16 protein-coding genes are annotated in these 17,634 nt (G+C 52.0%); 8 read left to right on the forward strand and 8 right to left on the reverse strand.

The annotated features are described in order from the left end of the window. Positions 1-192: 192 nt before the first annotated feature. Both mobB and mobA read right to left on the reverse strand, forming a co-directional pair. The gene (gene mobB, locus K2184_RS23050) at positions 193-699 is read right to left on the reverse strand and encodes a molybdopterin-guanine dinucleotide biosynthesis protein MobB (protein WP_004107330.1); all 507 of its coding nucleotides are present in this window, start codon (positions 697-699) and stop codon (positions 193-195) included. Continuing rightward, positions 696-1,277 (reverse strand): molybdenum cofactor guanylyltransferase MobA, encoded by a 582-nt coding sequence (gene mobA / locus K2184_RS23055; protein WP_004107332.1) that lies wholly within the window; start codon positions 1,275-1,277, stop codon positions 696-698. Before mobA ends, mobB begins: the two co-directional genes overlap by 4 nt. Before the next feature lie 71 nt (positions 1,278-1,348). Between mobA and K2184_RS23060 the strand changes: the two genes are divergently transcribed. The 3 genes from K2184_RS23060 to dsbA all read left to right on the forward strand — a co-directional run bounded on the left by K2184_RS23060 (position 1,349) and on the right by dsbA (position 3,331). Further along, positions 1,349-1,618, forward strand: coding sequence for a YihD family protein (locus K2184_RS23060; protein WP_004107333.1), 270 nt, complete (start codon positions 1,349-1,351; stop codon positions 1,616-1,618). A 75-nt stretch (positions 1,619-1,693) separates the two neighbouring features. Continuing rightward, positions 1,694-2,680, forward strand: a complete 987-nt coding sequence (locus tag K2184_RS23065; RefSeq protein ID WP_004107336.1) for a serine/threonine protein kinase — start codon at positions 1,694-1,696, stop codon at positions 2,678-2,680. Between the two features lie 27 nt (positions 2,681-2,707). After that, positions 2,708-3,331, forward strand: a complete 624-nt coding sequence (dsbA, locus tag K2184_RS23070; protein WP_004107338.1) for a thiol:disulfide interchange protein DsbA — start codon at positions 2,708-2,710, stop codon at positions 3,329-3,331. A gap of 49 nt (positions 3,332-3,380) precedes the next feature. Here the strand turns inward: dsbA and K2184_RS23075 are convergent, their stop codons facing one another. After that, on the reverse strand, positions 3,381-4,280 hold the full coding sequence (locus tag K2184_RS23075; RefSeq protein WP_163525528.1) for an acyltransferase: 900 nt from the start codon (positions 4,278-4,280) through the stop codon (positions 3,381-3,383). Between the two features lie 396 nt (positions 4,281-4,676). Between K2184_RS23075 and polA the strand changes: the two genes are divergently transcribed. Both polA and K2184_RS23085 read left to right on the forward strand, forming a co-directional pair. Next, entirely contained in the window at positions 4,677-7,466 is a 2,790-nt protein-coding gene (gene polA / locus K2184_RS23080; protein ID WP_004107343.1) for a DNA polymerase I, read from the forward strand. Between the two features lie 165 nt (positions 7,467-7,631). Next, the gene (locus K2184_RS23085) at positions 7,632-7,679 is read left to right on the forward strand and encodes a spot 42 RNA, inhibition of DNA synthesis (protein ID WP_071892919.1); all 48 of its coding nucleotides are present in this window, start codon (positions 7,632-7,634) and stop codon (positions 7,677-7,679) included. Positions 7,680-7,813: 134 nt separating this feature from the next. Here the strand turns inward: K2184_RS23085 and yihA are convergent, their stop codons facing one another. Beyond that, the gene (gene yihA, locus K2184_RS23090; RefSeq protein ID WP_004107344.1) at positions 7,814-8,446 is read right to left on the reverse strand and encodes a ribosome biogenesis GTP-binding protein YihA/YsxC; all 633 of its coding nucleotides are present in this window, start codon (positions 8,444-8,446) and stop codon (positions 7,814-7,816) included. A 584-nt stretch (positions 8,447-9,030) separates the two neighbouring features. Here yihA and yihI point away from each other — a divergent pair. Together yihI and hemN are read left to right on the forward strand one after the other, a co-directional pair. Next, positions 9,031-9,537, forward strand: a complete 507-nt coding sequence (gene yihI, locus K2184_RS23095) for a Der GTPase-activating protein YihI (RefSeq protein WP_004116778.1) — start codon at positions 9,031-9,033, stop codon at positions 9,535-9,537. 188 nt (positions 9,538-9,725) lie between these two features. Further along, complete coding sequence (hemN, locus tag K2184_RS23100) at positions 9,726-11,099, forward strand: oxygen-independent coproporphyrinogen III oxidase (protein WP_163525530.1); 1,374 nt, start codon at positions 9,726-9,728, stop codon at positions 11,097-11,099. Positions 11,100-11,135: 36 nt separating this feature from the next. Here hemN and K2184_RS23105 read toward each other — a convergent pair whose 3' ends face one another. The 4 genes from K2184_RS23105 to glnA form a co-directional block, all read right to left on the reverse strand. After that, complete coding sequence (locus K2184_RS23105; protein WP_016809591.1) at positions 11,136-11,246, reverse strand: YshB family small membrane protein; 111 nt, start codon at positions 11,244-11,246, stop codon at positions 11,136-11,138. Positions 11,247-11,356: 110 nt separating this feature from the next. Beyond that, positions 11,357-12,766, reverse strand: coding sequence for a nitrogen regulation protein NR(I) (gene glnG / locus K2184_RS23110; protein WP_004107350.1), 1,410 nt, complete (start codon positions 12,764-12,766; stop codon positions 11,357-11,359). Between the two features lie 8 nt (positions 12,767-12,774). Beyond that, positions 12,775-13,824 carry a nitrogen regulation protein NR(II) gene (gene glnL, locus K2184_RS23115; RefSeq protein ID WP_004107353.1) on the reverse strand — a complete coding sequence of 350 codons (1,050 nt, stop codon included), beginning with the start codon at positions 13,822-13,824 and terminating at the stop codon, positions 12,775-12,777. Positions 13,825-14,012: 188 nt separating this feature from the next. Continuing rightward, positions 14,013-15,422, reverse strand: coding sequence for a glutamate--ammonia ligase (gene glnA / locus K2184_RS23120; RefSeq protein WP_004107355.1), 1,410 nt, complete (start codon positions 15,420-15,422; stop codon positions 14,013-14,015). A gap of 378 nt (positions 15,423-15,800) precedes the next feature. Here glnA and typA point away from each other — a divergent pair, with 378 nt between their 5' ends. After that, a complete protein-coding gene (gene typA, locus K2184_RS23125; RefSeq protein WP_004107356.1) occupies positions 15,801-17,624 on the forward strand; it encodes a ribosome-dependent GTPase TypA in 1,824 nt (607 codons plus the stop codon). The last annotated feature ends 10 nt before the right edge of the window (positions 17,625-17,634 follow it).

Here is a 17,634-nt window from a genome sequence, read left to right on the forward strand (position 1 = left end):
AAGTGAAACGCCGTAGCGCCGATGGTAGTGTGGGGTCTCCCCATGTGAGAGTAGGGAACTGCCAGGCATCAAACAAGTGAAGAGCCCATCCTGACGGATGGGCTTTTTGCGTTTTTGTCGTCTGAAAATACCAACAGACACCTTCAGGCCGATAGATCATGGCTATGTACCTGAAAATTTACCTGCTCCTGGCTAAACCCCTTTTAACCACTGCATAATAAAAGCGGCTATCTGCGGAACATCGTTTAAATCTAACAGTGGAAGCGACGTCTCGACCGGCCTATCGCTGGCGATAGCAATCACATTATCGTCAAACACTAATTCTTCTGTACTATGCCCGCTGTTGTGCCGATAAAGCAGGATTTTGGGCACGGGTTCATGTTTAAAACCCTCAACCAGGACTAAATCCAACGTTGAGGCATCCATTCGGCTGACCAGCCATGCCAGATCCAGTGAAGGCTTATCTGGCGTTTCCGTCATTAATGCCCAACGCTGCGAACTGGCGACAATGGTCTGAGCCGCTCCGGCTTTACGCAGTTCATAACTGTCTTTACCCGGCTTATCCACGTCCATATCGTGATGGGTATGTTTAATTAGCCCTGGCCGTAAACCTTCTGCGCGCAGTGCCGGAATCAGAGCCTTCAATAAGGTTGTTTTACCTGTGCCGCTCCAGGCGGCGATGGCTAAAAGTGGGATCATGATGGCACCTGCATATGTTGCAAATCGTCGAGAGTATTAACGTTTATAAATGCTGATTTTACATCGCTAAAATCGACGCTATGACCGCCAATTTTGTGCAGAAATACCATTACTCGCCGCTCTCCTGCGGCCAGATACGTTTCCAGTTCGCCGATCACCTTGCGATTTACCAGAGCAATGGCCGGATGGTCTCGTTCACCATCGTGTACCCAAACGGCCAGGGCTGATGTTTTGTGCTGCACTAAGCGAGTCGCCAGAAATGATGGGATAAATGGCGTATCGCACGGACAAAACAGAAACCATTCGCCCTCGACCTGATGCATTACGGAAAGCATGCCGGCCAACGGCCCGGGAAAGTCGTTCAGAGAGTCGGTAATAATCGGGTAGCCGCTGCTTCGCCAGCAATCAAGATTGCGGTTAGCGCTAATCACCAGCCTGGCGACCTGAGGCTGCAGCGTATCGGCGACATGACGCCACAGGGCCTTACCATTCAGCAGCTGTAATCCTTTATCTATTCCTCCCATGCGCGTGCCTCTTCCCCCCGCCAGCACGACGCCGGTTATTACCTCACCCTGCATATCAATATCGCCTCTTTCATTGTGGGTTTGTCCCTGCTAACGTACTCCTATCAAGATTAAGGAGCATTGCTATGAAATGTAAACGCCTGAATGAAGTGATTGAACTCCTCCAGCCGGCCTGGCAGAAAGAACCTGAACTGAATTTGATGCAATTCTTGCAAAAACTAGCGAAAGAAGCGGGTTATGCTGGCGAATTGAGCGATCTTTCCGACGATATTCTGATCTACCATTTGAAAATGCGCGACTCGGCAAAAGAGGCCGTTATTCCAGGTATCCAGAAAGATTATGAAGAAGATTTTAAAACCGCCTTGCTACGCGCCCGCGGCGTGATTAAAGAGTAAAAGGTTGTAAGCGCTGCCGCGGAATCGGCAATGAGATGATATCCTGTATCATTCGTACGATTATCGGATGTCAGGATGCACGATAAGGCTTTCACTTTTCAGACGCTTCACCCGGATACCATCATTGATGGTTTATTTGATCTGGGTATGCGGGTAGATTCCGGTCTTACTCCGCTTAATAGCTATGAGAACCGAGTTTACCAGTTTCAGGACGAAGATCGTCGCCGCTATGTGGTGAAGTTCTATCGTCCTGAGCGCTGGTCTGCCGAACAAATCCTCGAAGAACACCACTTTTCGCTTCAGCTCGTTGAGGACGACGTGCCCGTTGCGGCGCCTTTGTTGTTTAACGAGAGCACGCTTCACCAACATCAGGGATTCTTTTTCGCCGTTTTCCCCAGCCTGGGTGGACGTCAGTTTGAGGCGGATAATCTCGATCAGATGGAGTGGGTTGGGCGTTATCTTGGCCGTATGCATCAAACGGGACGCAAACAGCGCTTTGTCGCTCGTCCGGAGATAGGCACCAATGAGTATCTTCTGGAGCCCCGACAGGTCTTTGAGCTCTCCCCACTGATTCCTGCTGGCCTGAAAGATGCCTTTCTCAGCGCTACCGATAAACTCATTGACGCGGTAATGGCGCAATGGCACGGACGCGCCAATATTTTACGGTTACACGGTGATTGCCATGCGGGAAACATCCTCTGGCGCGATGGCCCCTTGTTTGTTGATTTAGATGATTCACGTAACGGCCCTGCTATCCAGGATCTGTGGATGCTGTTGAACGGTGATAAACCCGAGCAGCGTATGCAGCTTGAGATGATTATTGAAGCGTATGAAGAGTTTAGCCCTTTCAATACGGATGAGATTGCTCTCATCGAGCCTTTACGTGCAATGCGGTTAGTTTATTATCTGGCGTGGTTGTTAAGGCGCTGGGAAGATCCCGCTTTCCCTAAAAATTTCCCATGGTTGACCGGGGAAGATTACTGGCGCGGGCAGACAACAACTTTTCTTGAGCAGGTAAAGGTTCTGCAAGAACCGCCTCTTCAGTTAACGCCAATGTATTAATGTGATATATCCAGGAGAGAGTTAATCATGAAAAAAATTTGGCTGGCGCTGGCTGGTATGATTCTGGCTTTTAGTGCATCCGCTGCCCAGATCACCGACGGTAAGCAGTATATTACCCTCGATAAACCCGTTGCCGGTGAGCCTCAGGTGCTCGAGTTTTTCTCGTTCTATTGCCCGCATTGCTATCAGTTTGAAGAAGTCCTTCACGTATCAGATAACGTGAAGAAAAAGCTGCCGGAAGGCGTCAAAATGACAAAATACCACGTTGAGTTCCTGGGCCCGCTAGGCAAGGATCTGACTCAGGCATGGGCTGTGGCGATGGCGCTGGGCGTGGAAGATAAGATCACCGTCCCAATGTTTGAAGCGGTACAGAAAAACCAGACCGTCCAGACCGTGGCCGATATTCGTAAGGTCTTCGTTGATGCCGGCGTCAAAGGTGAAGATTACGATGCGGCCTGGAACAGCTTTGTGGTGAAATCTCTGGTGGCTCAGCAAGAGAAAGCCGCTGCTGATTTCCAGCTGCAGGGCGTGCCTGCTATGTACGTTAATGGTAAATACCAGCTTAATCCGCAGGGTATGGATACCAGCAACATGGACGCATTTGTTGCCCAGTATGCTGATACCGTTAAGCAGCTGGTTGATAAGAAATAAAAAATAAACGCCGGTCACTGACCGGCGTTTTTCTTTTCTGCGTCCCAATTCACTTCTTTGCCTGCTGCATGATTTCCGTTAGCTGCCGATCTTTCTCTTCCCAGAGCGTATTTAGCCAACGCTGAAAGCGTCGCTTAAAGTTTTTATCATTTACATAGTCGCCATGCAGCTCTTCAGCTACGGGCTCAAGATGGATTCGCACCACAATGTGCGTTAATCGACCGCTCAGCATATCGTAAAACGGTCTTTGGTTATTTTCCGGGTAACACACCGTGACGTTCAACAGCTTATCAAACTGCGAGCCCAGCACGCTTAATGCCATTGCGATACCCGCCGCTTTTGGCGCTAACAGATTGTGGTATGGCGAACGGGTTAGCTGTTGCTTTTCTTCAGTAAAACGTGAACCTTCAACAAAGTTGACGATAGTGGTGGGATGCGCGCGGAATTTCTCGCAGGAGCGGCGAGTAGTTTCAACATCTCTGCCACGGCGCTCGGGATGGCGGAGTAAATAGCCTCGGGAATAACGGCGCATAAAAGGCATATCCAGCGCCCAGCAGGCCAGCCCAATAAACGGAACCCAGGCGAGCTGTTGCTTGAGGAAATATTTATTCATCGGAATATGTTTGCGGAACAGCACGCAAAGTACCACGATATCGGCCCAGCTGTGATGGTTGCTGATAAGCAGATACCAGTTCTTTTTACTCAGACCATCAAGGCCCTGTACATCCCATTTAAGCCAGGGATTAAGGCGCAGCAGCCACGCCAGTCCTTCACACCAGCAGTACATCATGAAATTGCAAAAAACGGATATCGAGCGCCAGACCGCAGGAACGGGCACAAGAAGTTTAATCAGCCCGGCGATGATGATTGGCACGGAGCAGATGACGGTGACTATGATAGTCAGGGCGATACTCAGCGGGAGCGTTATCGCGGCGAGTAATCTCGGCATAGTTAAATTATTCAGAAAGTTAGGCTGATAAAGAACGCCTATAAACAGCGCAAGGGGCTGATTTTATCAGAAAATAGAGTAAATAACGGGTCTTACCAGAACAGAAAAATTTCTGGATCTTATATCCACATGGAACATCGAGTCGCCATGATGATAATAAAGCAGGTTGTGAACCTATAATTGCATGATAAATATGGAATATTTTTCCGTTATATTATTTTATTAATCATTGGTCGATCAACGTTATAAAACTATTCACAAAGTTATCCACAGGTTAGGCCGCAACGCGATCCTGGGGATCGCTGAATCTTTTCGACGAAATGTGGGAAAAATTCAGGATTTAATGTCCGTCTGTGGCATCCTTTACCGATAATCTGATAAACAGGCACGGAAAATATGGTTCAGATCCCAGAAAACCCTCTCATCCTCGTTGACGGCTCTTCTTACCTTTATCGGGCATACCACGCGTTCCCCCCGCTGACGAACAGCGCAGGCGAACCGACAGGCGCCATGTATGGCGTGCTGAATATGCTGCGAAGCCTGATCCTGCAGTATCAACCGACCCATGCTGTCGTTGTGTTTGATGCCAAGGGAAAGACTTTCCGGGATGAACTGTTTGAGCACTATAAATCTCATCGTCCACCGATGCCGGACGATCTCCGTGCGCAGATCGAGCCGCTGCATGCCATGGTGAAAGCGATGGGCCTTCCGCTAATGGCCGTTCCTGGCGTGGAAGCAGACGATGTCATCGGTACCCTGGCCCGTGAAGCTGAAAAAGTAGGGCGTCCGGTGCTGATCAGCACCGGTGATAAAGATATGGCTCAGCTGGTTACGCCGGGTATTACGCTCATTAATACCATGACTAACACCATCCTTGGCCCCGACGAAGTCGTGACAAAATACGGCGTTCCACCGGAACTGATCATCGATTTTCTGGCCCTGATGGGTGACTCCTCGGATAACATTCCGGGCGTGCCTGGGGTGGGGGAGAAAACCGCGCAGGCGCTTCTGCAGGGACTGGGTGGTCTTGATACGTTATATGCTGAGCCTGAAAAAATCGCCGGATTGACTTTCCGCGGCGCGAAAACGATGGCGGCAAAGCTGGAACAGAATAAAGAGGTGGCTTACCTCTCTTATCAGCTGGCGACGATCAAAACGGACGTTGAACTGGATTTGGGCTGTGAAGATCTGCTGGTTGAACAACCTGTTGCGGATGAACTGCTGACGCTGTTTAAAAAATATGAATTTAAACGCTGGATCACTGATGTAGAGTCCGGTAAGTGGATGCAGGCAAAAGGCGCTAAGTCTGCGGCCAGGCCGCTGGCAGCGGCTGCCGAAGTGGCCGAGGCAGAAGAAGAAACCGCGACAGTGCTCTCCGCTGAAAACTACGTCACCATTCTGGATGAACAAACATTGCTCACCTGGATTGAAAACCTGAAGAAAGCGCCGCTTTTTGCCTTTGATACCGAAACCGACAGCCTGGATAACGTATCCGCCAATATGGTGGGCCTCTCCTTCGCCATTGAACCTGGCGTGGCGGCCTATGTACCGGTCGCCCATGATTATCTGGACGCGCCGGATCAAATCCCTCGCGACCGCGTCCTGGAATTGCTGAAACCGTTACTGGAAGATGGCAAGGTTCTGAAGGTTGGACAAAACCTCAAATATGACCGCGGGATCCTGGCTAACTACGGCATTGAACTGCGCGGTATTGCCTTCGATACCATGCTGGAGTCCTACATTCTCGACAGCGTGGCGGGCCGTCATGATATGGATAGTCTCTCCGATCGCTGGCTGAAGCACAAAACCATTACCTTCGAAGAAATCGCGGGGAAAGGTAAAAACCAGCTCACATTTAACCAAATTGCGCTGGAAGAAGCAGGCCGCTACGCGGCGGAAGATGCGGATGTCACCCTGCAGCTGCACCTCAAAATGTGGCCTGAACTTCAGCAAAATGAAGGTCCGCTGAACGTCTTTAAAAATATTGAAATGCCGCTGGTGCCGGTGCTATCCCGCGTGGAGCGTAACGGCGTGAAGATTGATCCGGCCGTGCTGCATGCGCATTCTCAGGAGATAGCCAAGCGCCTGATTGAACTGGAGAAGAAGGCGTACGATATTGCGGGTGAAGAGTTTAACCTCTCGTCGCCGAAGCAGCTGCAAACGATCTTGTTTGAAAAACAAGGCATTAAGCCGCTGAAGAAAACCCCTGGCGGTGCGCCTTCTACCTCGGAAGAGGTGCTGGAAGAGCTGGCGCTGGACTATCCGCTGCCGAAAGTTATCCTCGAATATCGTGGACTGGCAAAACTTAAATCCACCTATACCGATAAGCTGCCGCTGATGATCAGCCCGAAAACGGGGCGGGTTCATACTTCCTATCACCAGGCGGTGACCGCTACGGGGCGTTTGTCGTCTACCGACCCGAACCTGCAGAATATTCCGGTACGCAACGAAGAAGGGCGACGTATCCGCCAGGCGTTTATTGCACCGGAAGATTATCTCATTGTCTCGGCCGACTACTCGCAAATTGAACTGCGCATCATGGCGCATCTCTCCCGCGATAAGGGTCTGCTGACCGCATTTGCGGAAGGCAAAGATATCCACCGGGCGACGGCGGCTGAGGTCTTTGGTTTGCCGCTGGAGAGCGTTAGCAGCGAGCAGCGCCGTAGCGCGAAGGCGATCAACTTTGGTCTGATTTACGGCATGAGCGCATTCGGTCTTGCGCGACAGCTGAATATCCCACGCAAAGAAGCGCAAAAGTATATGGATCTCTACTTTGAGCGCTATCCGGGCGTTCTGGAGTATATGGAGCGTACTCGCACCCAGGCCAAAGAGCAGGGGTATGTTGAAACGCTGGATGGTCGTCGTCTCTATCTGCCGGACATCAAATCCAGCAATGGCGCGCGTCGCGCTGGCGCCGAACGTGCGGCGATCAATGCGCCAATGCAGGGTACCGCGGCCGATATCATTAAACGTGCAATGATCGCGGTAGACGGCTGGCTGCTAAGCGAAAAACCTCGCGTGCGGATGATCATGCAGGTGCACGATGAACTGGTCTTTGAAGTGCATAAGGACGATCTTGAAGCGGTCGCGAAAAAGATCCACGAACTGATGGAGAGCAGTACGACGCTGGCGGTTCCGCTGCTGGTGGAAGTCGGTAGTGGAGAAAACTGGGATCAAGCGCACTAAGTATTCGTCGGGTAAGGTCATTTTTTGTAAGTGAGTAACATAACTTATCGTGTTTTGTGATGATCATTTGAATTTGCTATGTAAAGAGTGAAAAAAAACTACAAAAAATGCTTTATCCGTAACCGAAAGAAGAGTAGAGTTAAAGACGTAGGGTACAGAGGTAAGATGTTCTATCTTTCAGACCTTTTACTTCACGTAATCGGATTTGGCTGAATATTTTAGCCGCCCCGGTCATTTATGACCGGGGCGTTTTTTATTGCGCGAAAGAAAATTTTACGCATCGATGCATGCAAAGGCGGGGAGCCCGGATAAGGCTTCACGCGCCGCTATCCGGGTTTTTTGCGAACTTATTCGCCGTCTTCGGGTTCTTCCTGCGGTGGGATATCGTTATACCAGCTATCCAGCTTCTGACGCAGTTTATCCACACCTTGCTTCTTCAGGGAAGAAAACGCTTCTACCTGCACATCTCCGTTAAAGGCAATGACCGCTTCGCGAACCATATTGATCTGCGCTTTCCGCGCACCGCTGGCGAGCTTATCGGCTTTAGTCAGCAGTACCAGCACCGGGATATCGCTTTCGACGGCCCACTGGATCATCTGCTGATCGAGATCTTTAAGCGGATGACGAATATCCATCAGCACCACCAGCCCTTTCAGACAGAGGCGTTTCTCAAGATATTCACCCAGCGCGCGCTGCCACTTGATCTTCATCTCTTCCGGAACCTGGGCGTAACCATAGCCCGGCAGGTCGACAAGGCGTTTGCCCTCAGCGACTTCAAACAGGTTAATCAGCTGCGTACGCCCGGGCGTCTTCGACGTGCGCGCCAGGCTTTTTTGGTTAGTCAGCGTATTCAGAGCGCTGGATTTCCCGGCGTTAGAGCGGCCAGCAAATGCCACTTCAATACCGGTATCGGCAGGAAGATGGCGGATATCTGGCGCACTAGTGACAAAATGCGTCAGTTGATAATTCCAGTTGGTCAAGACGGTCGTCTCCGTTAAATCAGGCTATGGCGGGGATTATACCTGAACAACAGAAAAAGACTGTTTTTACCGCATCTCATTGATGTAAGTTAAAACCACACTCTTTGTGAGATATTGGCTATTGGTTATATGAGATATGAGTGAGAAAAATCCGAGCATAAATAACACAAAAGCTTATAAATCATGATATTAAGCTGAAAGAAAATTCTGAAATTAGATTTTTTTCTGTACAGTCAGTTGTAGGTTTTCCTCAAACCAGTAAAGTAGTGACCAAGGGCGAGGATGCTAACAGGATGATGACTCAGGATGAGGGGTCAGGAAGCGCCAGGAGGCGAGGACTACGGATTGTCAGGATGACAAACGTCTGGAAGACGTTTTAAAGGGAAATGGAAGTAACAGGGACCGTTGGTAGCTGAAGGAAAGACAGGGTGTGTCGTTAGCTAACAGGGAAAGTAGAAGCCCTTTAAGGGTTGTCAGTACGGAAAAAGGCGACAGAGTAATCTGTCGCCTTTTTTCTTTGCTTGCTTTCTGCTAGATTCCGCCTCAATTCTATACTGAAGAAAATGGCCTGAAGATTACCCAACATGAAAAAACCGACATCCGTACCTCGTGGCAAAAAAAATCGCAAAACGCGTGAAGAATTGAACCAGGAAGCTCGCGAGCGTAAGCATCAGAAGAAGCATCGCGGCCATGCGGCAGGCAGTCGTGCGACCGGTGGCGACACCGCTTCAGCAGCAAAAAAACAAGGTCAGCAGCAAGATCCCCGAATTGGCAGTAAAAAACCCATCCCGCTGGGCGTAACTGAAAGCGCTCCGGCGATTAAGCAGCATAAACCAAAGAGCGAGAAACCTATGCTTTCACCGCAGGCTGAGCTGGATTTGCTGGAGAACGATGAGCGCCTGGATGCGCTGCTGGAACGCCTTGAAGAGGGCGGCACCCTGAATGCTGAAGAGCAAACCTGGGTTGATGCCAAACTGGATCGCATTGATGAGCTGATGCAGCAGCTGGGCCTCTCCTATGATGATGACGAAGATGAAGAAGAGGAAGAGCGCAAAGAAGATATGATGCGCCTGCTGAAGGGTGGAAACTAACGTTTGCATCCCATCGGATTCCCGGTCCTGCTTATAACCCTTCTGGTTATATGTTATCTGCTGTGGTTATTCGTTAAACTACGACGGTTGTCGCGGCGTCAGAAATGGCTGCGCAACCGGCTCATTACCCGAGGTGCGGTTGGGCCGGGGCGGCGTACCCGCCGACGGCACCATCGGAAGGAGTGAGCATGTCTGTGCAGTTAATCGACTGGGATCTGGCCCTGATCCAGAAATATAATTATTCCGGGCCGCGTTATACTTCGTATCCCACCGCGCTGGAGTTTTCTCCAGAATTTGGCGCTGCTGAATTTGATGCGGCGGTTGCCCGCTATCCGCAGCGTCCTCTATCGCTATACGTGCATATCCCGTTTTGCCATAAACTCTGCTATTTCTGCGGCTGCAACAAAATCGTCACCCGCCAGCAGCATAAGGCTGACCAGTATCTGGATGTGCTTGAGCAGGAGATTATTCATCGCGCTCCGCTTTTTGCTGGCCGCAAGGTTAATCAGCTGCACTGGGGCGGCGGTACGCCGACGTATCTGAACAAAGCGCAAATTAGCCGCCTGATGGGGTTGCTGCGTACGCATTTCGATTTTAACGCGGATGCAGAGATTTCCATTGAAGTCGATCCGCGTGAAATTGAGCTTGATGTCCTGGATCATTTACGCGCCGAAGGCTTTAACCGCCTGAGCATGGGCGTGCAGGACTTCAACAAAGAAGTGCAGCGTCTGGTGAACCGCGAGCAGGATGAAGCATTTATCTTCGCGCTCCTTCATCACGCGCGTGATATCGGCTTTACCTCAACCAATATCGACCTGATTTACGGTCTGCCGAAGCAAACGCCGCAGAGCTTCGCTTATACGCTACAGAAAGTGGTGGAGCTTAATCCCGATCGTCTGAGCGTATTTAACTATGCGCATCTGCCAACGCTGTTTGCTGCACAGCGCAAAATCAAAGATGCCGATTTGCCCTCAGCTGAACAAAAGCTGGATATTCTTCAGGAGACGATTGCTTCGTTAACCTCTGCGGGATATCAGTTTATCGGCATGGACCACTTTGCCCGCCCTGATGATGAGCTGGCGATAGCCCAACGGGAAGGTATTCTGCATCGCAACTTCCAGGGATATACCACCCAGGGAGACACCGACCTGCTGGGGATGGGCGTGTCGGCGATCAGTATGATTGGCGATTGCTATGCGCAGAACCAGAAAGAGTTGAAACAGTATTATCAACAGGTCGATGAAACCGGGACGGCGCTGTGGCGCGGTATTGCGTTGACGCGCGATGACTGCATTCGTCGTGATGTCATTAAGGCGCTGATTTGTAACTTCCGTCTCGACTTTGCGGCGGTAGAGAAACAGTGGGCGCTCATCTACGATGACTACTTTGCCGAAGATATGAAATTGTTGGCGCCGCTGGCTAAAGACGGGCTGGTGGATGTGGATGAGAAGGGCATTCAGGTTACGCCGAAAGGCCGGCTGCTGATTCGCAATATCTGTATGTGTTTTGATGCTTACCTGCGGCAGAAAGCGCGGATGCAGCAGTTTTCTCGCGTGATATAAGCTATATCCCCTCTCCTTACCGGAGAGGGGATATTATCAGTTAAACAGCCCAACCATCGCCGCGCACAGGACGGCAGCTACCGCCGTCTGCGGCGTATGACCCGCTGCAACTCCGCTCGATATAATATTAATGAGTGATTCAAGCATGATTACCCCCCGTCTTTCCGGGCAAGATCATACTCAACGCATAGCAACAGTAAAGTACAAAATAGCAGCAGTTTGCGCTGGATGACTATTTTTTACGCGCCGCTGCGCTGCTACTCCATTCCCAACTCTTTTAACTTACGCGTCAGAGTGTTACGGCCCCACCCTAGCAGCCGCGCCGCCTCTTGTTTATGCCCCTGAGTATGGCGTAACGCGGTGGTCAGCAGCGTACGCTCCATCTCAGGCTGCGCTTCTGAGAGCAGGTTTTGATGACCGGAGCGCAGCGCGCGATCGGCCCATTGCCCCAGCAGCGTCGCCCAGCTATCCGGCAGCATTTGCGTCGGATTATCCGGTATCGCGGTTTCAAACAGCTCACTGGGGAGATCCTGCGTCAAAACTTCCTGACCCGCGGCCATCACCGTCAGCCAGCGGCAAGTGTTTTCCAGCTGACGAACGTTGCCCGGCCACGCCAGCCGGGTTAACGCCATCTCCGTCTCCGGATGCAGCTGTTTGGCCTCCACGCCCAGTTCACGAGCGGCAATTTGCAGGAAATGCCTCGCCAGGCGAGGAATATCTTCCCGACGCTCGCGCAGCGGCGGCAGATGGACGCGAATCACGTTCAGGCGATGGAACAAATCCTCACGGAATTTCCCCTCCTGGACGCGCAGCTCAAGGTTCTGGTGGGTGGCGGCAATAATACGCACATCCACTTTCACCGGCGCATAGCCGCCCACGCGGTAAAACTGACCATCGGCCAGGACGCGCAGCAGACGGGTCTGGACGTCCAGCGGCATATCGCCAATCTCGTCAAGGAACAGCGTACCGCCGTCTGCCTGCTCAAAACGTCCCTGACGCACGGTATTGGCGCCGGTAAAAGCGCCTTTCTCGTGGCCAAAGAGCTCTGACTCAATCAAGTCTTTAGGGATTGCCGCCATATTCAGCGCAATAAATGGCGCCTTGGCGCGCGGGCTGTGGCGATGCAGAGCATGGGCAACCAACTCTTTGCCGGTACCGGATTCGCCGTTGATCAGCACGCTGATAGAAGAGCGCGACAGGCGGCCGATAATGCGAAAGACGTCCTGCATTGCCGGCGCTTCGCCGATGATATCGGCCGTTGGGCTATTAATCGGCGCATTACGCGGCTGTTGTTGCTCCTGGTAATGGCTAATTGCCCGGTCAACCAGCGCTACCGCTTCATCGATATCAAACGGTTTCGGCAGATAATCAAAGGCGCCTTGCTGATAGGCGCTTACCGCCGCATCAAGATCCGAATGCGCTGTCATTATGATGACCGGTAGCATTGGATGGCGCTGTTTAATTTGCTTTAACAGCGCCAGCCCATCCATTCCCGGCATGCGGATATCAGACAGCAGCACATCCGGGGTTTTGGTCGTGAGGGCATCAAGCACCTCGTTACCGCTCTCAAACGTTGTACAACTCAAGCCTGCCCCGGTGAGCGCGCGTTCAAGCACCCAACGGATGGAGCTATCGTCGTCAACGATCCATGCTATCCCTCGTTGCATAAACACCTCTACTTCCGAATAGGCAGGTACACCGAAAATTCGGTATGCCCTGGCCAACTGGTAAATTCAATTTTCCCGGAGTGCTGATCGATAAGGCTGCGTGCAATAGACAGACCGAGTCCGGTACCGCCTTCGCGCCCGCTCACCATCGGATAAAACAGCGTGTCCTGTAAATGAGACGGTATTCCCGGGCCGTTATCTTCAACGTCAATGCGCGCAGCGAGGCGGTAGCGTACGCCGTGTAAGGTTAACTGGAAGGCCGTGCGGGTGCGCAGAGTGATCTCGCCGCCCTCGGGTCCCAGCGCCTGCAGCGCATTACGGACGATATTCAGCAACACCTGTTCGATTTGGTCAGGGTCATGCGGGAGTTCCGGCAGGCTGGGGTCGTAATCGCGAACCAGTTTGACGTTATCCGGCAGCTCCATCGACACCAGCTTCACTACCCGCTCAGCGACCTTATGGATGCTTTCCGTCACGTGCATCCCGGGATGCTGCGGCCCCAGCAGACGGTCGACCAGATTTCTTAACCGATCGGCCTGTTCAATAATGACTTTGGTATATTCCATTAGCGCAGGATCGGGCAGCGCTTTGCTCAGCAGCTGTGCCGCTCCGCGCAAACCGCCCAGCGGGTTTTTAATCTCATGGGCCAGACCACGCACTAAGTCGCGTGCGGCAATCTGCTGTGCGTGCTGCAGCTGCTCCTGGCTCAGACGACGCTGATTATCCATCGGCGCCATTTCCAGCAGAATATAGCCTTCCGGCAGGCGCTGCGCCGTCAGGGAAAGGATATGCGAGCGGCTATCAATGACCAGCGTCACTTCGTTATCGGTAAAACCCTGCCCCGCAGCGAGGCTCTCCTGCATGAGGCCGATATTCAGCGAGAAATAGCTCAACAGTTCCGGCAGCGGCGTGCCGAATAGCTTACGAGAACTTTGCGCCAGCAGCTGCTGCGCCGCCGGGTTCGCGTAATGAACCGCCAGGTCATCATCGACCAGTAAGATACTGTTGATTAAAGAGTTAAGGATCTGCCCAGCATCGGGCAGTGTGCCTGTTGCCATTCGACAGTCTCCAGAAAAAGAGTGCACCATTTTAGTGCAGTATAGCTTTTTATGAATAAAAAGCTCACGAGATCAGCGTGTTGGTGGAGAAAAAAGCCCATCCTGAGATGGGCTGAAAGTTTCCACGGCAACAAAACATCCCTGGTACCCCGCGCCACAACACGAAGCACCATGGATTTACAGCAAAATCAGACGCTGTAGTACAGCTCGAATTCAACCGGGTGCGGAGTCATACGGATGCGGTCGTTTTCTTCCATACGCAGGGCGATGTAAGCATCGATAGCGTCGTTGGTGAATACGCCGCCGGCGGTCAGGAATTCACGGTCTGCGTCCAGCGCGTTCAGTGCTTCTTCCAGAGAGCCTGCAACCTGTGGGATCTCTTTCGCTTCTTCCGGCGGCAGATCGTACAGGTTTTTATCCATGGCTTCGCCCGGATGGATTTTGTTCTTGATACCGTCAAGGCCAGCCATCAGCAGCGCGGCGAAGCACAGGTACGGGTTAGCCGCCGGGTCCGGGAAGCGCACTTCGATACGGCGCGCTTTCGGAGAGGTGACAACCGGAATACGGATAGACGCGGAACGGTTACGGGCAGAGTAAGCCAGCATTACCGGCGCTTCGTAGCCCGGGACCAGACGCTTGTAGGAGTTGGTGGTCGGGTTAGCCAGGGCGTTAATCGCTTTAGCGTGTTTGATAACGCCGCCGATGTAGTACAGCGCTTGTTCAGACAGGCCCGCGTATTTGTCGCCGGAGAACAGGTTTACGCCGTTCTTGGACAGGGACATGTGGCAGTGCATACCGGAACCGTTATCGCCAAACATCGGTTTTGGCATGAAGGTCGCGGTTTTGCCGAAACGGTGTGCGACGTTGTGCACAACGTATTTGTAAATCTGAATTTCATCCGCTTTTTTGGTCATGGTGTTAAAGCGGGTGGCGATTTCGTTCTGACCGGCAGTCGCCACTTCGTGGTGGTGAGCTTCAACAACCAGGCCCATCTCTTCCATGATCATACACATGGTGGAGCGGATATCCTGAGAGGAGTCTACCGGCGGAACCGGGAAGTAACCGCCTTTCACGCCCGGACGGTGGCCTTTGTTGCCGCCTTCGTATTTGGTGGAGGAGTTCCATGCGCCTTCGATATCATCGATAGCGACGTGGGAACCGGAAATGGACGCACCAAAACGGATGTCATCGAACAGGAAGAATTCTGGTTCTGGCCCGAACAGTACGGTGTCAGCCAGGCCGGTAGAGCGCAGATACTCTTCAGCGCGCTTAGCAATGGAACGCGGGTCGCGGTCATAGCCCTGCAGAGTGCCGGGTTCCAGGATGTCGCAGCGGATGATCAGAGTCGGTTCTTCATAGAACGGGTCGATCAGCGCGGTGGTTGCATCCGGCATCAGAACCATGTCGGATTCGTTAATACCTTTCCAACCGCCAATCGAGGAGCCATCAAACATTTTGCCTTCTTCGAAGAATTCGGCATTTACCTGATGAGAAGGAATAGTTACGTGCTGTTCTTTACCTTTGGTATCGGTGAAGCGCAGATCGACAAACTTCACTTCATGCTCGTTCAGCATCGTCAAAACGTGTTCAGCGGACATACTTAAACTCTCCCGGATTGGTCTGTGTCGTCGTGGAAACGAAAACTTTTTTGCTACTAAAAGTGGCGTTGTTGCCTTAAAAAATACAAAGCGAAATCTGTGCCAACTTTTAAATTGCCCCCAAAAGGCGTTATCATGCACGTCATCGTGCAAAAGGGCTGCACCAAAATGAATGCATTGCACCAATATAGTGCATTTGTGTGAACATTGGGCACTTATTTGGTGAAATTGGACTCGAATAACCCTTTTAATGCTCCGTGAAAGCGATCACAAAGAATCTCTGCAATACTTGTTTGCGGAGGATGTTTGTGATCCTGTTTTGTACTGCGATTAATCCGTGTACAATAACGCGCTATTTCTAATGCCTGAGGCAAAGTTGTGATCGAAAATCTGCGTAATATCGCCATCATCGCGCACGTTGACCATGGTAAAACTACCCTGGTTGATAAGCTGCTACAGCAATCTGGTACGTTCGACGCGCGTACTGAAGCACAAGAACGAGTGATGGACTCCAACGATTTGGAGAAAGAGCGTGGGATTACCATCCTCGCTAAAAACACTGCTATCAAATGGAATGATTACCGTATCAACATCGTTGATACCCCTGGGCACGCCGACTTCGGTGGTGAAGTTGAACGTGTCATGTCCATGGTAGATTCTGTGCTGCTGGTGGTTGATGCCTTTGATGGTCCGATGCCGCAGACGCGCTTCGTCACCAAGAAAGCTTTTGCCCACGGTCTGAAGCCGATTGTTGTTATCAACAAAGTTGACCGTCCTGGCGCGCGCCCTGACTGGGTTGTCGATCAGGTATTCGACCTGTTCGTTAACCTTGATGCTACCGACGAACAGCTGGACTTCCCTATCGTTTACGCTTCCGCGCTGAACGGTATCGCGGGTCTGGATCACGAAGATATGGCTGAGGATATGACTCCGCTGTATCAGACTATCGTCGATCGCGTACCGGCACCGAACGTTGACCTTGATGGCCCGCTGCAGATGCAAATCTCCCAGCTGGACTACAACAACTACGTTGGCGTCATCGGCATCGGCCGCATCAAGCGCGGTAAAGTGAAGCCGAACCAGCAGGTCACTATCGTTGATAGCGAAGGCAAAACCCGTAATGGTAAAGTCGGTAAAGTTCTGACCCATCTGGGTCTGGAGCGTATCGAGAGCGACATCGCTGAAGCGGGCGATATCATCGCGATCACCGGTCTGGGCGAGCTGAACATCTCTGACACCATCTGCGATACGCAGAATGTTGAAGCGCTGCCGGCGCTGTCCGTCGATGAGCCGACCGTTTCCATGTTCTTCTGCGTTAACACCTCTCCGTTCTGCGGTAAAGAAGGTAAGTACGTTACCTCTCGTCAGATCCTTGACCGCCTGAACAAAGAGCTGGTGCACAACGTGGCGCTGCGCGTTGAAGAAACTCCGGATGCAGACGCATTCCGCGTTTCTGGCCGTGGTGAACTGCACCTGTCCGTTCTTATCGAAAACATGCGTCGTGAAGGTTTCGAAATGGCGGTTTCCCGTCCGAAAGTTATCTTCCGCGAAATCGACGGCCGTAAGCAAGAGCCGTTCGAGAACGTGACGCTGGACGTCGAAGAGCAGCACCAGGGGTCTGTTATGCAGGCGCTGGGTGAGCGTAAAGGCGACCTGAAAAACATGAATCCAGATGGCAAAGGCCGCGTACGTCTCGACTACGTGATCCCAAGCCGTGGTCTGATCGGCTTCCGTTCAGAATTCATGACCATGACCTCCGGTACCGGTCTGCTGTACTCCACCTTCAGCCACTACGATGACGTTCGTGCGGGTGATGTGGGTCAGCGTCAGAACGGCGTTCTGATCTCCAACGGTCAGGGTAAAGCGGTGGCGTTTGCGCTGTTCAGCCTGCAGGATCGCGGTAAGCTGTTCCTGGGCCACGGCGCAGAAGTTTACGAAGGCCAGATCATCGGTATTCACAGCCGTTCTAACGACCTGACGGTAAACTGCCTGACTGGTAAGAAACTGACCAACATGCGTGCGTCCGGTACTGACGAAGCAACGGTTCTGGTTCCGCCGGTTAAGATGACCCTGGAGCAGGCTCTGGAGTTCATCGATGACGACGAACTGGTTGAAGTTACCCCTACTTCCGTTCGTATCCGTAAACGTCATCTGACCGAGAACGACCGTAAACGCGCAATGCGCGGCGCGAAAGAAGAGTAATTAACGCTTC

Origin of the sequence: Klebsiella sp. K5-306 (genome assembly GCF_051835185.1) — a bacterium.
Taxonomy (GTDB): Bacteria; Pseudomonadota; Gammaproteobacteria; order Enterobacterales; family Enterobacteriaceae; genus Klebsiella; species Klebsiella oxytoca.

Excerpts from the sequence above, each read along its gene's own strand:
- hemN (WP_163525530.1), top strand. The coding sequence starts at position 9,726 with ATGTCTGTGCAGTTAATCGACTGGGATCTGGCCCTGATCCAGAAATAT.
- K2184_RS23065 (WP_004107336.1), top strand. The coding sequence starts at position 1,694 with ATGCACGATAAGGCTTTCACTTTTCAGACGCTTCACCCGGATACCATC.
- K2184_RS23060 (WP_004107333.1), top strand. The coding sequence starts at position 1,349 with ATGAAATGTAAACGCCTGAATGAAGTGATTGAACTCCTCCAGCCGGCC.
- polA (WP_004107343.1), top strand. The coding sequence starts at position 4,677 with ATGGTTCAGATCCCAGAAAACCCTCTCATCCTCGTTGACGGCTCTTCT.
- glnG (WP_004107350.1), bottom strand. The coding sequence starts at position 12,766 with ATGCAACGAGGGATAGCATGGATCGTTGACGACGATAGCTCCATCCGT.
- mobB (WP_004107330.1), bottom strand. The coding sequence starts at position 699 with ATGATCCCACTTTTAGCCATCGCCGCCTGGAGCGGCACAGGTAAAACA.
- yihI (WP_004116778.1), top strand. The coding sequence starts at position 9,031 with ATGAAAAAACCGACATCCGTACCTCGTGGCAAAAAAAATCGCAAAACG.
- dsbA (WP_004107338.1), top strand. The coding sequence starts at position 2,708 with ATGAAAAAAATTTGGCTGGCGCTGGCTGGTATGATTCTGGCTTTTAGT.
- K2184_RS23105 (WP_016809591.1), bottom strand. The coding sequence starts at position 11,246 with ATGCTTGAATCACTCATTAATATTATATCGAGCGGAGTTGCAGCGGGT.
- glnA (WP_004107355.1), bottom strand. The coding sequence starts at position 15,422 with ATGTCCGCTGAACACGTTTTGACGATGCTGAACGAGCATGAAGTGAAG.
- K2184_RS23075 (WP_163525528.1), bottom strand. The coding sequence starts at position 4,280 with ATGCCGAGATTACTCGCCGCGATAACGCTCCCGCTGAGTATCGCCCTG.
- mobA (WP_004107332.1), bottom strand. The coding sequence starts at position 1,277 with ATGCAGGGTGAGGTAATAACCGGCGTCGTGCTGGCGGGGGGAAGAGGC.
- glnL (WP_004107353.1), bottom strand. The coding sequence starts at position 13,824 with ATGGCAACAGGCACACTGCCCGATGCTGGGCAGATCCTTAACTCTTTA.